Annotated in this window: 7 protein-coding genes; 4 read left to right on the plus strand and 3 right to left on the minus strand. The window is 48.5% G+C overall.

Annotated features, from left to right (window positions below; all coding sequences use genetic code 11):
- Positions 1 to 202: 202 nt before the first annotated feature.
- From QE357_RS21360 to QE357_RS21370, 3 genes are all read right to left on the minus strand, one after another.
- Entirely contained in the window at positions 203 to 358 is a 156-nt protein-coding gene (locus tag QE357_RS21360; protein ID WP_309712176.1) for a helix-turn-helix domain-containing protein, read from the minus strand.
- On the minus strand, positions 309 to 4,214 hold the full coding sequence (locus tag QE357_RS21365) for a two-component regulator propeller domain-containing protein (protein ID WP_309712178.1): 3,906 nt from the start codon (positions 4,212 to 4,214) through the stop codon (positions 309 to 311). Before QE357_RS21365 ends, QE357_RS21360 begins: the two co-directional genes overlap by 50 nt.
- 302 nt (positions 4,215 to 4,516) lie before the next feature.
- A complete protein-coding gene (locus tag QE357_RS21370) occupies positions 4,517 to 7,564 on the minus strand; it encodes a T9SS type A sorting domain-containing protein (RefSeq protein ID WP_309712181.1) in 3,048 nt (1,015 codons plus the stop codon).
- 586 nt (positions 7,565 to 8,150) lie between these two features.
- Between QE357_RS21370 and QE357_RS21375 the strand changes: the two genes are divergently transcribed.
- The 4 genes from QE357_RS21375 to QE357_RS21390 are packed head-to-tail and all read left to right on the plus strand — an operon-like array spanning position 8,151 to position 15,260.
- Entirely contained in the window at positions 8,151 to 9,344 is a 1,194-nt protein-coding gene (locus QE357_RS21375; protein WP_309712183.1) for an AGE family epimerase/isomerase, read from the plus strand.
- 3 nt (positions 9,345 to 9,347) lie between these two features.
- Positions 9,348 to 10,580, plus strand: a complete 1,233-nt coding sequence (locus QE357_RS21380; protein WP_309712186.1) for a sugar MFS transporter — start codon at positions 9,348 to 9,350, stop codon at positions 10,578 to 10,580.
- A complete protein-coding gene (locus QE357_RS21385; protein ID WP_309712189.1) occupies positions 10,577 to 12,151 on the plus strand; it encodes a DUF4127 family protein in 1,575 nt (524 codons plus the stop codon). Before QE357_RS21380 ends, QE357_RS21385 begins: the two co-directional genes overlap by 4 nt.
- 31 nt (positions 12,152 to 12,182) lie before the next feature.
- Positions 12,183 to 15,260, plus strand: a complete 3,078-nt coding sequence (locus QE357_RS21390) for a TonB-dependent receptor (protein ID WP_309712192.1) — start codon at positions 12,183 to 12,185, stop codon at positions 15,258 to 15,260.
- The last annotated feature ends 2 nt before the right edge of the window (positions 15,261 to 15,262 follow it).

The raw sequence follows: 15,262 nt of genomic DNA on the forward strand, positions 1-15,262 counted from the left end.
ATGATGATATTTTATCTTCATAAAATTCAATAATGACTGAGCAAATGTAGCCTCTCACCAAGTCGCGGAGTAGGCCGAGATGTTGCAGACACTAGTGGAAATGTTGCTTTTTCGCGTTTTTAGACCCATTTAAATGAAAAAAGCCCCGAACCGGGGCTTGAATGCATGAGTAACTCCTAAAAAACGCAGTAGTGCCAAGCCCTTAGTGTACCTGACGGTCAATCAGGTCCTGAAGGTATTCGGTGGGGGCTTTGCCAAACTGCTTGCGAAAAGATTTGCTGAACGAAGACGGATTCTTGAAGCCGACTTCATACGTAATTTCGGTAATGCTGTGACGGCGTTTCAGTAACAGGTTCATGGCGTGTTTGAGTCGAATGAAATAAATGAATTCCAGCGGGCGTCTGACCCGTCAGGGCTTTCAGTTTTCGGAAGAGGTTACTCCGACTCATGCACACGCAATCGCCGAGGTCTTCCACGCTGAATTCTTCATTACTCAAGTTTTGCTCAATGGACGAGATTACCTTTTGTAGGAAGGCTTCATCAAGCGGATTGCGGGTTAACGCTTGCGGAGCTATTTCTTCGGCTGACTGGTATTTCCGAATGAGCTGCTGCCGACTTTCAATCAACTTCTGAACCCGAACCCGTAGTAATTCCGGGTGGAAGGGTTTGGCCAGATATTCGTCCGCCCCTACCCCAATCCCTTCCATTTCACTTTCCACCCGTGTGCGGGCCGTTAATAAAACCAGCGGAATGTGACAGGTATGGAGGCTGCTTTTCAATTGTCGGCACAACTCCAATCCATCCATTACGGGCATCATAATATCGCTGATGATGGCCTGAGGCTCATGCTGCTGTAGATAGTCCAGAGCTTCCTGCCCATGACGGGCCCGATGAATGCGATACTGATGCTGAAACAGGAGCTGAAGGAAATCCAGAATCTCCTCATTATCATCTACTACTAACAACTCAGGAAGTTCCTGATCTGAAACCGGATCAGGAACCAATTCAGGAACTGAAATAGGGACAGAAATGCCAGCATCCAAAGGCTGTAAGTCTTTTTCTTCTGCCTTCATTTGCAAAGGCAGCCAGACCGTAAAGTTGGTTTGTACATGCGGCTGACTCGATACGGTAATCGCTCCACCGTGTAGCTCAATGAGACTTTTCGCCAGCGATAAACCCACCCCCGAGCCGCCCCTATTAGGGTCCGACTGGTAAAAACGCTCGAACAGGTGGCTCTGCTCTTCCGCACTCAGTCCACTACCCGAGTCCTGCACGTTCAGACAAACCCGATCTTCCCCTGAGATAGAAACTTCCAGCCGGATTGTCCCACCAGTAGGCGTGTATTTAAAGGCGTTAGACAACAGATTGTTCATCACCTTTTCCATTTGCAAAGGATCAATCATTACCCAGACTTCCGCATCTGGCGTAATGCGTTCAAAGCGAATCTGTTGGCGTTGAGCCAGCGGGATAAAGTTCTGATAGATTTCATTCAGCCATTCCAGCAGTTTTACCGACTGAAGCTGAAGGGTAATTTTACCCTGCTCTAGTTTCTGGAAGGTCATTAACTCCTCAATGAGTTGTAGAAGCTTACGACTGTTTCGCTGAAGCATGCTCACTTTTTCCCGGATGGGTCCTTTTACTTCCGGGTTACTGATGAGATCTTCAATAGGTCCGGCCATCAGGGTAAGGGGCGTCCGAAATTCGTGCGAAATGTCGGTAAAAAAACGAAGTTTCAGCTGATTCAGGTTTTTAATCTGCTCTTTTTCAGCCTGTTCCAAGGCCAGAGCATCCCGTTGACGGGCCTGGGCAAGCAAGTGACGAATAAAGACGAACATTAACCCATGAAAGACCAGAATGTACCCCGCAATGGCCCACCAGGTTTTCCAGGGCGGCGGCAGAATGGTAAGCGTTATGCTGGCGGGTTGCCGACTCCACTCGCCGTAACTATTAGCCACTTTTACCCGAAAAACGTAGGTCCCGGCACTGAGGTTGGTATAGGTAGCCGAACGATGCTGCGGGTCTACGTTAATCCAGGCTTTATCAAAACCTTCCATCTGGTAGGCATACCTGGCTCCCTCGGGATTGGTAAGCTCCAGAGCTGCAAAATCAATACTAAATACGTTATTTTTATAATTGAGCGTAATCGCTCGCGTTTGCTGAAGGGATTGATTCAAAACGGTATCGCCATTGATTGCCTCGCCAATGCCTACCCTTTCACTAAACAATTTAAAATCCGTCAGAACCGCCCTCGGAGGTAGCACCTGACGGCTTAATTGAAGCGGATCAAAATACAGAAAGCCGTTCGTTAAGCCGTAGACGAGTGCGTTGTTTTTGAGGCGGGTAATGACGTTATAATTGAAATGCTGATGCGGCAAAAACGTTTGAAAACGGCCCGAGCCAGGATCAAAACGCATGAGTCCCTTGATTGTACTGATCCAGAGCAGGCCGTTTTTATCCAGAATAATACCATTGACGGAAGGATGCAGGAGGCCGTCTTTTTCCGTGAAGGTCTGAATCTGGTACCGCCCGGCAGCTTTCCGCTGAATCCGATGCAGTCCTGACTCGGAGCCCGCCCAGATCACATTTTTAGGGAACTCAACCAGCGTGTAGATAGCCGTTCCCAGGCGATCTGAATCCGTTTCCTGCACTCGTTCAAAGGCTCCCGTAACCGGATCATAGCGACCCAGCCCGTTGTTATCAAAACCAATCCACAGCTTCCCCGATTGATCTTCGGTCAGGGAGCGAATGAATTCCGTATCCGTGTTCCCTAATCGAACGCGAACTTTTGTCCCGTCAAAGCCATGACGGTAAAGCCCTTGGTTACTTCCTAGCCAGATGTTTTTCCGGGAATCTTCCAGCAAACAGAAAACGGCGGCTCCCTTTAGTTCGGTTTCAATCTGCTGGTTTTTCTTCAGCCGCAGGGCTCCGCCGAGGGTTCCCATCCATACGTCTCCTGCTGAGCTGACCAGCAGAGCTCGGTGATCGTTCCAGAAAGGCGTATCAAACTCGTATTTTTTCGTAGATCCGTCGAGTAGGGAATAACGGTACAGACCCGCTTTACTCATGCCCAGCCAGACCGATTCTTGGGCATCGGTAGCAATGCTACGAACCTGATTATCTGCTAATCCCGTTGAAAAAGAGAACGACCGGAAAGGCAATAAACTCAGGTCGAGTGCACTCATTTGCTGCTCAGTACCGCACCAGAGTACCTGCGTTCGATCCAGATACAGCCGATACACCAGGTTATTACTCAAACTCTGGGGATTGCTCGCATTGGTGCGGTACCACTGAAGCTGAGCCTGGGGCGTGTGCAACTGGGTTAATCGGGCCAAGCCCTGATCGGTACCTAACCAAAAGGCACCGTCGGGAGATTTACAGATGTCAAAAATCTGCGTGCGTTCCAGGGTTTGGCTGGGGAAGTGGTTCAACGGCTCAAACGGACCGTATTTTTTAGTAACGGAATCGTAGGGCAACCGCCATAAACCATTGCCGCCCGTAGCCAGATACAAGTGCTGGTTGTCTTCCAGTAAAGACCAGAAGTGATCGCCATATGCATTGGGCTGCACCGAAAAAGGATAAAATGTGTGCTGGCCGCTGCGGCTGTTGTACCGAACGGGACCGGCTGCGGTCGCCACCCAGAGGTAATCGCCCTGCGAACGGATGATCCGCCGAATGGGATGATTCAACGGATACGTCTGAATCGTTTGGAATTGCCGACTAGCTGGATTCCAGACACTTAATCCCTGGGGTGTCCCGATCCATACCTTCCCCTGCGTATCTACGGCCAGGGCATTAATCTGATTACAAAACAGCGAGGTCGGGTCGCCGGGATTATTTCTAAAATTCTCAAACGTTTCCCTACGAGGATCGAAGCGACTCAGTCCTTCCCGGGTTCCAATCCAGATGAAGCCCTGCGAGTCTTCGCAAAGATCATACACCCAGTTGCCCGCAATGGCGTCTTTATTTTTGTAAAATTTCCGAAACCGATACCCATCGTATTGGGCCAGTCCATTCATGGTTCCTACCCAGAAAAAACCTTTTTTATCCTGAAGAAACGAACGAACCCGATTATCCGGCAGACCTTCGGCACTACCATACCGTTTGAAAATGAGATCTTCCTGCAAGCCCCTGACTGGGTGAACAGATCGTTTGGGTTGTGCGAAGGCAAAAACTACCATCAGATTCAACCCCAGAAGGAAGAGCAGGCTTCTCATTGAAATACGGTTAGATTACGTCTTTTCCATAAGGTCTGAATTATCCTGCTATACTCTTATTTTTAATCAAAAAATTACAAAAATACTTTAAGCAGATACAGTAGCAGGCCCAGAAGACTTACATAACTAAGAATTAAGATCAGAAAAGACTTTAGCGGTTTTCTTTTCACGGGTGAAAGAATTAAGGGTTGGCAGAGTATTCTGGTAGGCAGAAGGTTCCCTGATCGCTTCTGAGAAAGATTACAGGGTCGAAGGCACACCAAAGGCCCTCCCGTATGAACGGAGGGCCTTCGACGAATGCTTTACTTTACAAATTTTCGGATGTACGTTTTTGAATCTTCCTGAATTTTCAGCAGGTAAACGCCGGGGGTGAGGGACTCAATATTGCATTCAAATCCCTTCCCGGCAACGGCCATTACCCCATGCTCAGCCAGCATTACCTGACCAGCGAGATTGAGAATACTAACCCGAAGCGGTACCGAGCGATCTTCCTTCAACTTTACCTGAATGACCCGCTGGGCAGGATTCGGATAGACGGTAATCACATCCGTTTCCGGGCAATGTACCGAACCCGAGATGATGGAGCTGTACGCAAAGGAGTGATCCTGATCCATGATTTTCAGCCGATAGTAACCGATTTCTGCGGCTGGCGGAGTAGCCAGGAAGGAATAGTAGTTCCGCACTTTCCCCGCCGGACTAGCGAACGTAAGCGGCTGAAAATGAATCCCATCACGGCTGTGTTCGACGATAAATTGGCTTACGTTCCGCTCTTCGGATGTATTCCAGAATAGCTTTACCTGGCAATTTTCGTCTCTTAGGTAAAAGTTAAGTAATTTGAGAGGTAAAGGAGTACTGGTTTGTTTTTCAAGGATGACGGACGCGTAGGGAGCCAGCGTGTAATTACCCGAATACGTTACACCACGCACGTCTTTATAGGTCTGCGTTCCCAGATTAATGGTCTGGCTTACGCTATCTGGATTGACCCGAAAAAGAATCTGATCTTCGGGGGAATGTTCGGTCACTTCCAGCTCAGCAAATACTACATTATCAATCCAGGCTTTACGGGGAGCATCGTGCAGGGTGAGGCTTAAGAAGGTATTGTCGTTGGTATAGTTCGGACTCAACAACAATTCAACTTCCTGACGGGACGAGGATAGAAATACCGTTTTTAACTTGCATACGGCGAAATTGGAAGAAGCAGAGGTCAGAAAGGCTACTTGCAAAGCCGTAGTGTCCACGCTGCCTTTGGCTGAGAACTTCAGCCGGTAATACTTGCCATACGTTAGCGTCCCGACATTAATGACCACCCGGGAGGATTTGGTTCCATTCCCCTCGTCCATGTTTAGTCGGAGAGAGCCTCCGTCCAGTTGATTGGTATTATCCCAGGTAGGGGCATTCGTTCCGCTGGCAGGTGTCAGGGTATAAGCCGTAGCACCCGTGGTGAGACCCGTGGTAAACGTACTGTTATTGGCATTGGTAATACGATTGGCCCCTGCCGACTGAATCGTTACGGGGGCATAATAACTCGTTCCAAATTGACTGTGTGCATCGTAGGAAAGACCCTGCCATTGGCCCAGCGTTAAGGCTCTGGATATGCGGGGCGTGGAATTGGTAAGAACGGTCTGCACAAACGTAGGATCTTTCTCGAAGGGCTGGGCATAAAAATTACTATCCAACGTACCGACCATCGGCAGGAAGGGCTGTCTTCCCGTCTGCAAGATACCGCCCTGCTGACTCACCAACTTGGCATAAAATATATTTCCAGTAACCCGGTGGTTTCTTGACACAAATACGGTATCCGGGAAATAGCCAAAACCGTACATGTTATCGTAAAAAGTATTGTTTCGCACGGTATGCGACGAGGTGGTTACATTCAGCATCAGAGCCGCACCCATGACCTGATGCACGGTATTACCCGCCACCAGATTCCCGAAGCTGTTCCCATCCATGTATATGCCAGTAGCATAATTGGAATTAACTACCTTCGATGTCGTTCCGAAGAGGTTCGGATAGGCCTTACTCACGATATTACCAATCACCTGGTTATTACCGTATCCGTACGTTGCCGGGGCAAAACCCTTGAAGGTATAAATTCCCCCCACGTCACATTTCACCAGAGCAAAATTAGAAATGCGGTTATTCTTTACGATCAGATTACGCCCTTCAAACCGGATGCCGCAAAAGCCTACGCTATCAATGTAATTCCAGGCAGACAGAGCATTTCGTCCTACCATATTGATGGCATTGTACTGGTTATTATTAGGCTCGCCCATGCCCGCCCGCAAAGCCGTACGGGTAATTCGGTTGCGGTTGCACTCATATTCGCTGGCGGTAATAAAAATGGCGTTGTTGTTGGTATTTATACATTCATTCGCGGAAACCACCACCTGCGAAGCCCGATTTACCCAGACCCCGTTATGCGTATTTTCAAAACGACAGTTTTCTACCCGAATGCCCTTCGTTAATACTCCTGCGGCACTGTCTACGCGTACGGCGTACTCATTGGACTGCGTGAACGTAAGTTGCTGGAGACTAAGGTTACTTTTTCCGCTGGCAAAAAAGCAGGTACTGCTAGCCGGAGCTTCCGTCAGCAGTTGATTAGGGTCTACGTTTGAATACAGATAGATTTTCTGAGCCGTTCGGTCATAGTACCATTCGCCCTGCTGATCCAGAGTTAACAGGTGATTTTGAATGAAATAGCCATAGCCTGCATTTACTTTATAGTTGCCAAGAGCCGGTGACGCAAACGTGAGGGTGTTACCTACGTGCGACTGAATGACGGGCTTGTTGAGCAGAAACAAATTAACCCGAACCACAGCCGTAGCTCCCGTCCAGTCTTGGCCTGATAGCGTATTATCCGTTAATACATTATTGCCACTTCCTGACTGGATTCGCAAGTAGCCCTGATTTGTAGCGTCGGCATTGGGGTAACGGCCTATTTGCTGAGACACGCCATTGATGAAAAAGTTGTTCAGCGATGAGAGGGAACTGGCGTAATCGGCCACGTAGATATTGCCCTGATAAAGACTCCAGTTGGTGATCACCTGCGAACCATTAATAACGGGTTTGGCACTCTGACCATAAGAGCTATACGTAATACTCGCTCCCGCTGTCCCGGATTGATTCGCCAGTATTTCTCCGCGAAAGACGTCTCCGCTTCGAAAGAGAATGCTGTCACCCGCCTGGAAGGTAGTGGCATTGAGTTTGGCAATGGTTTTCCAGGGACTCGCTGGACTTAGTCCGTCGTTGGTCACATCGTTCCCGAGGGATGAAACATAATACGTCTGCTGAGCCTTAAGCCCCAGACTACTCGCCAGAAAAACGAGAATACACAGGTAATACTGTTGCATAATACGTACGGTTTAGAAAGTGTATTCGTACAAGAAGCCTGACTTCGCTCTCATCCTACGGAGGAATGCCTTCCTTATCCAAAAGAAGCTTCTTATAAAAACATTTATTATTAGCAAAGTACCATATTTAAAAATCGAGGGATCGGATGAAATGGTGCATAGACTACCGGAAATGTTGCAATCTTCAAGGTATACGCTGATTTTCCGGTGATAACATCGTCTTTACTAATCATAGATGTTGGGTTCTATGATCTTCAAACCCCATCAAACCGTGAGTTCATTAGTAAAGCCATGTATCAGACTTGACCATCTGGTCCAGCTCCACATCTTCAGAATCGTTCAGAACAATCTATTGCATTTTTTATACTGAACAGAACATTATTATCCAATCCCTTCGCTCGATCTATAAGGCCTTGCCAAAGTTCCCGTTTAAATATTTTATTATTTTGTTTTGATTATATAATTATCATTTTGTTAATTTACGGCATACTTAATAAATATTATTATTAAGTATGCCGTAGTTTCTGTGTTCCATTATCAGAGAAGCATCCCTTTCGTTATTGATTCATTATTCTGAACCTATTTTATGAAGGTACTTGATTACCAGACTCTTTATGAGAATGAGTTACTTGAAGGCATCATCCCTTTTTGGCTGAAGCATTCCATTGATTCTCAACACGGAGGCTTTTTTACCTGTCTGGATCGGCAAGGCCAGGTATATGACACCGACAAATTCGTTTGGCTACAAGGACGGCAGGTATGGTGTTTCGCGATGCTCTATAACCAGATAGAACCTAAAAAAGAGTGGCTGGATTGTGCCGTTCAGGGAGCCGAATTTTTACTCAAACACGGGCGTGATGAAGCCGGAAACTGGTATTTCTCCTTAACTCAGGAGGGAACTCCGTTGATTCAGCCTTATAATATTTTCTCCGACTGCTTCGCGGCGATGGGTTTGGCCCAACTGCATCGAGCCACCGGAAATGAGGTATATGCCCAGGTAGCCAAAGAAACCTTCCTGAATATCCTCGCGAAACAGGCTAACCCCAAAGGCATTTATACGAAGCAGTATCCGGGAAGCAGGCCTTTGAAGAATTTCGCCTTGCCCATGATTCTTTGCAATCTGGTGCTGGAACTGGAGCATTTGCTGGACCCGGCTTTGGTAGAAGAAACGATTCAAAAAGGGATTCATGCGGTGATGGAAGAATTTTATCGCCCTGACCTGAACCTGATCCTCGAGAATATTGGGTTGGATAACCGTTTTTCTGACTCGTTTGAAGGACGTTTGATTAATCCAGGGCATGGCCTGGAATCCATGTGGTTTATCATGGATTTAGCCGAACGCCGGGGAGACAAAGAACTCATTACCAAGGCTAAAGACCTTACCTTATCCCTGATCGAATACGGTTGGGATTCGGAACACGAGGGCATTTTCTATTTCCTGGATGTCAAAGGACATCCGCCTCAACAACTGGAATGGGATCAGAAGCTCTGGTGGGTGCACGTGGAAACGCTGGTTAGTCTTTTAAAAGCGTACCTGCATACGGACGATGAACGTTGCTGGGAATGGTTTGAAAAAATCCATGCGTATACCTGGACTCACTTTAAAGATGCAGAATACCCCGAGTGGTTTGGTTACCTGAATCGCCAGGGTGACGTACTTTTACCGCTGAAAGGTGGCAAATGGAAAGGCTGTTTTCACGTACCCCGAGGTTTGTATCAATGCAGCCAGACGCTTCGGGCCATTGCCACAAAAAAAGAAAGCTCGCTTTATCAGGATTAGACTATGGCTAACATCCCCGTTTCTGAGTTTACGCAATCCAGTGAGGATTCACAGGTAACTTCCTATAAACCAGCTCTGGTATCGCTGGCGGTGTTATACTTTATGATCGGTTTTATTACCTGTCTGAACGATACGCTGGTGCCTTTTTTCAAAAAGGGATTTGATTTATCTTACTCTCAATCCTCACTGGTCCAATTCTACTTTTTTCTCACCTACGGAATCATGTCCATTCCAGCCGGGAAAATCGTTGAAAAAGTAGGCTATAAATCAGGGATGGTTAGGGGATTTATGATTGCTTCCCTGGGAGCTGCCCTGTTTTTACCAGCGGCCCTCCTGCATGAATATTACCTGTTTCTGGGGGCCTTGTTTGTCATTGCCATTGGTATGGTTTTACTACAGGTAGCCGCGAATCCTTACATTACTATTCTGGGGCCCGCGAAAACCGCCTCTTCGCGTTTAACACTCATTCAGGGAGTTGGGTCCATCGGAACAACTACGGCCCCTCTTTTTGGTTCTGCATTCATTTTGGGCCCACTCGAACATGCATCAAGTGAGGCTGTGCATTACCCTTATCTCGGCATTTCGCTGGTGCTTCTGTTGATTGCCGTAGCCGTCTGGAAACTGAAATTACCCACTTTAACCGCTAATCATTCTCATACGAAAGAAGCCCGAGGGCCGTTTACCTACCGCCATTTACGTTACGGCGTTTTAGGGCTTTTCTGTTACGTAGGAGCCGAAGTATCCGTCGGGACCTTTCTTACCAACTACATTGCCGATACTCTCCAAATCTCTGAAAATGAAGCCAATACCTTTGTAGCTTTCTATTGGGGAGGAATGCTGGCCGGTCGGTTGATTGGCTCTGTGGTCTTAAAATCCGTGGCTCCCGCACGCCTGCTAACCGCTCTGGGCTTCGCTTCCATGGCGTTAATTTTCTGCTCGCTGAATACGAATGGATATGTGGCTATCTGGAGTATGATTGCCCTGGGGGTATGTAACTCCGTGATGTTTGCCATCATTTTTTCACTATCGGTAAAAGGGCTGGGAGCGGCTACCTCACAGGCTTCCGGTTACCTGTCCACTGCCATTGCAGGAGGGGCCATTGTCTCCTACGGACAGGGGTATCTCATTGATCATTACAACTGGTCGATTGCTTTTGTATTACCCCTGATTTGCTACGCATACATCACTTTTTTTGGAATGAAGGGCTATAAACCCGAGCAAACCTATACCGCATGATTCGCTCTTTGTTGTTTTTGATGATCTTCTGGAGTTTTTCCGTTACGGCACAGAAACCAGGGAAAAACCGGATTTTGCTAATTCCCCTGGATGACCGTCCCCCCTGTTTGCAATTCACGCAGCGAATGGGGCAAATTGCCGGGGCCGAAGTCGTAGCCCCACCGCTGGCGATGCTGGGCCAGTTTACCACACCGGGCCAGTCAGAAGCTATTGGGCAGTGGATTCTTTCCCAGGATCTTTCGTCCTTTGATGCGGCCATTGTTTGCCTGGATATGCTAGCATATGGCGGACTTGTGGGGTCACGCGTTCATCAGGTACCACTGGAAACGGCAGTAAAGCGACTGGAGATTATTGCCAAACTCCGGGAAAAAGCTCCTCGCCTGCCCCTGTATGCTCAGAGTGTGCTGATGCGGCTAGCCCCTTCGGCTGATATGAAGAATGACGCTTACCGGGCCCAGTTAGCTCGTTGGGCCGAAATTTCCCCTGACCCTTCCCGTCAGGAAGAAACCGCTCAGTTAGCGAAGGTTATTCCGGCAACAGCACTGGCAGATTACCAACAGGCACGGCTTCGCAACCATACCATCAATCAGAAAGCCATTGAATGGGTAAAAAAAGGCATTATTGATTACCTGCTCATCACGCAGGATGATGCCAAACCGCAGGGTGTTCACATCGCGGAAGGGCAACGCTTACGGGAGCAGATCCACCAGCAAAACCTTCAGGCGAAAGTAGCTTTACAACCCGGTACGGATGAGGTATCTATGTTGCTGTTAGCTCGTTTCCTGACCCAAAAGGCTGCTTTTACTCCTAAAATTAAAGTCTATTATTCGTCGGATTCGCTCTCCAAACGGGCGATGCCTTTTGAAGACCGTCCGCTGACGACTTCGGTGCGTTATCAGATTGAATCCGCCGGAGCTACCCAGGTTGACAAGGAAACAGATGCTCAGATTTTATTATACGTATATACCTCCCGTCAGCAACCTCAACGAGCGATCTCTTTTGTAAACGAAATCAAAGAAAAGCTGGCTTCGAAAAAGCACGTCATCGTAGCAGACATTGATCCCGTTGGGAATGTGCAGGGCGGAGATTCCGTTTTTTCAGCATTACTCATCAAACACCAGTTACTACCCGCCTTGAGTGGGTATGCTTCCTGGAATACCGCCGGAAATACGTTGGGAACGGCATTACCCCAAGGCGTTACGTATTACCTGGCTTCGCAACGTTTTAAACAACCCAAAACCGCCCTGTACTCGGCCCAGCAATGGTTTTTACTCAACCGGGTTCTGGATGATTATTATTTCCACACGCTGATTCGCCCGGAAGCCAACCGCCGCTTTGGTAAACCTGGGTTAGGAGCACTCATTCTGGATGAAAGCCGGAACAAGCAGGTGGAAGCCTTCTGTCTGGAACGATTACAAGGGTATTTGAAAACGCTTGAGCAGGATTACTTTACCTCTAAACCTTTTGCTTCTTTCTGCCAACGACCCCAGCATCTGCAATTCAGTCTTCCCTGGCACCGCACCTTCGAAGCTCTGATTGATTTTGATCTGGATTGTTCGCGGAAGAATTAACCTAGTTTCACCTCATATTTTACTTCATGCGATGATGAATTTTACCCAATCCCGGCACCGGGAATGGCTGCTAGCCTTTTTTCTGGTGCTGATGCAAGTATGTACACTTTCAGCACAAAGTCTGATCGTAAGAGGCAGGGTAACGGCGGATAATGGAGAGGCCCTACCCGGAGTAACGGTAGTTGTTAAAAACACTACTACAGGTACCACCACGGACACCGATGGACGCTACACGCTCAGACCCGGTAGCTCTTCGGGTATACTGGTCTTTTCTTACCTCGGCACCACTACGCAGGAAGTTCCTTTCAACGGAGCCGGGGAGTATAACGCGGTGCTTAGTGAAGAATCCAAAAAATTAAATGAGGTAGTCGTGGTGGGCTATGGCACTCAGAAAAAGGTCAATCTGACCGGATCGGTGGCCATTATTGAACCCAAAACCCTCACCAATCGTCAGGTAGGTTCTACTTCCCTGGCCCTACAGGGAGCCGCTCCCGGCGTAACCATTACCCAGCAGTCGGGCGTACCCGGAGGGGATGCTGGCACCATTCGCATTCGGGGCGTAGGCTCTATCAATGCGGGTCAGAGTCCTTTGATTTTGGTGGACAACGTGGAGATGAGTCTGGATGCCATTGATCCGAATAACATCGCCAGCATTTCCATTTTAAAGGATGCCGCCGCTGCCGCCGTTTACGGTTCCCGAGCCGCCAATGGGGTGGTCTTGGTCACGACCAAACGCGGAGCCAAAGGGGTTAACATCAGCTATAATAGCTACGCTTTGAAGCAAAGTCCTACGGATTTACCGAAGAAAGTAAGTGCTCTGGAACACATGATGTACTGGGATGTAGCCCAGGCTAACAGCGGACTTCCCGCCACTTTTACCCAGCAAATTGCGGCTTACCAGAACACAGGCCCGGATAATAAAACCATTTTCAACACCGACTGGCAAAAACTGGTGCTGACCAATTCCGGGCTGATGCAAAACCACAGCCTCACCCTCTCCGTGGGTGGTGATCGCATTAAAACCTTTGCTTCGGGCAGTTTTTTAAATCAAAACGGGCTCACGGCGAACACCAATTACAAACGCCTAGACCTTCGCTTTAACACGGATATCAGTATCACGAAAAAGCTGAATGCCTCGGTGGATCTGGTATTAAATAATTCCAACCGACTCTGGCCGGGACAATCTTCCCCTCAGTACCTGATTCGTGAGATGATTGGGCTTCCCGCCATTACCCCAGGCCGTTTCGATACCGGACAGTGGGGCGAAGGCTGGGCTAACTCTAACCCTGCCGCCAAGGCCCAGGACGGTGGTTTTGACCGTAGCCTAACGGATTCCCGCATCATCAAAGGAACCCTTACCTATACCCCTATCGAAGGGCTGGAATTACTAGCCACCTACAGCTCGAACTATTACACCAATCGGGCTCGCAATTTCGTCGATCAGTACGACATCTATTCAGCGGACGTGGCTAATAATACCATGATTTATCAACGCTCGTGGCCTGCTCTTAACTCGCTCTCCGATAACATTTCCCAGAATACCCAAAATCTGTTCCGGGCCCAGGCCACGTACACCAAAGCCCTGGGTAAACACGCCTTTACGGGTCTGGCGGGCTTCAGCACGGAAGATTTCAAAACGAGCTTTATTAACACCTTCCGTCAGAATTTACTCTCGCCCGACCGTCCTTACCTAAGTAGTGGCGATCAGTTAGGACAGACGCTGAACGGAGGCGAAAGCCGCTTTTCCATGGTGTCGGCTTACGCTCGACTGAATTATACCTACGACGAGCGTTACCTGCTGGAAGTCAATGGCCGCTGGGATGCCTCTTCCCGTTTCCGGGAAAACAACTGGTGGAAGCTCTTCCCTTCCGTCTCTGGTGGCTGGCGGATTTCTCAGGAATCCTTCTGGGAAAGTCTTCGCTCTACCATTAGCGAAGCCAAAATCCGGGCTTCGTACGGATCTCTGGGTAACCAAAATCTGATTCGTGGCGGGGTAGCAGACTATTACCCGACCTACGCTTTATTTAATTCGGGAACGGCTTATAACTACTACTTCGGTAATGTCGTCGTGCCCGGTTATGCTCTTACGAACGCGGCTAATGCAGGAATTCGCTGGGAAACCTCCCGGATTCTGGATCTGGGTTTTGACATGAGTCTGCTCAAAAACCGACTCAACCTGACGGCTGATTTCTTCCAGCGGGATATTGTCGATATGCTTCAGTTGGTCCCCATTCCTTCGTATGTGGGCTTAACCGCTCCGTTTGTAAACTCCGGTTCTATGCGAAACAAAGGCTGGGAGCTAGGACTAGGCTGGCGTGATAAAGTCGGAGCTTTTAGTTATCAGGTTCAATTGAATGCTTCGGATGTCAAAAATACGCTGTTACGCAATGGCGGTAAACCTATCATCAACGGAGCTACCATTCAGCAGGAAGGCTCTGCTCTGGATTCGTATTACGGCTATCTGGCGGATGGGTTTTTCCAGACGGCAGAAGAAGTAAAAAATGCCCCTTTCCATTACGGCAACACCGCTCCCGGTGATATTCGCTACCGGGACATCAGCGGCCCCGAGGGCAAGCCAGACGGAAAAATCGATGGGTATGATCGCACCATCCTGGGTAACTACTTCCCACGCTACGAATACAGTCTTAACCTCTCCGGCCAGTATAAAGGATTTGACTTTACCGTTTTCCTTCAGGGTGTAGGAAAAAAGGACAATTACCTGTCGGGAACGGCGGCCCGCCCGTTCTTCTCCTCCAACTTCCAGGGGACCATGTTTGAGTATCAGAAAGATTCCTGGTCGTCTGACAACACCAATGCTGCCTATCCGCGTCTGACCGTTAACAGTATGCCGAACAACTACGTAACCTCCTCTTTCTGGGTACGTTCGGCGGCTTACTTACGTCTCAAAAATATGGTGGTAGGCTATACCCTGCCTACGGGCTTTACCAATAAGGCTCGAATCAAATCGGCTCGTATTTACCTCAGCGGCCAGAACCTGATTACCTGGACTAACTTCTTCCCCGGTTTCGATCCTGAACAACGGGATACGGGTGGTGAGTTTTACCCCATCATGCGTACCTACACCGTCGGTTTAAATCTTAATTTTTAACC

The sequence above is a fragment of the Siphonobacter sp. SORGH_AS_0500 genome, from assembly GCF_031453245.1.
In the GTDB taxonomy this organism is placed as follows: domain Bacteria; phylum Bacteroidota; class Bacteroidia; order Cytophagales; family Spirosomataceae; genus Siphonobacter.

What these genes read in the sequence shown, in the direction of transcription:
- QE357_RS21360 (WP_309712176.1), bottom strand. Translation starts at nt 358, where the DNA reads ATGAACCTGTTACTGAAACGCCGTCACAGCATTACCGAAATTACGTAT.
- QE357_RS21365 (WP_309712178.1), bottom strand. Translation starts at nt 4,214, where the DNA reads ATGAGAAGCCTGCTCTTCCTTCTGGGGTTGAATCTGATGGTAGTTTTT.
- QE357_RS21370 (WP_309712181.1), bottom strand. Translation starts at nt 7,564, where the DNA reads ATGCAACAGTATTACCTGTGTATTCTCGTTTTTCTGGCGAGTAGTCTG.
- QE357_RS21375 (WP_309712183.1), top strand. Translation starts at nt 8,151, where the DNA reads ATGAAGGTACTTGATTACCAGACTCTTTATGAGAATGAGTTACTTGAA.
- QE357_RS21380 (WP_309712186.1), top strand. Translation starts at nt 9,348, where the DNA reads ATGGCTAACATCCCCGTTTCTGAGTTTACGCAATCCAGTGAGGATTCA.
- QE357_RS21385 (WP_309712189.1), top strand. Translation starts at nt 10,577, where the DNA reads ATGATTCGCTCTTTGTTGTTTTTGATGATCTTCTGGAGTTTTTCCGTT.
- QE357_RS21390 (WP_309712192.1), top strand. Translation starts at nt 12,183, where the DNA reads ATGATGAATTTTACCCAATCCCGGCACCGGGAATGGCTGCTAGCCTTT.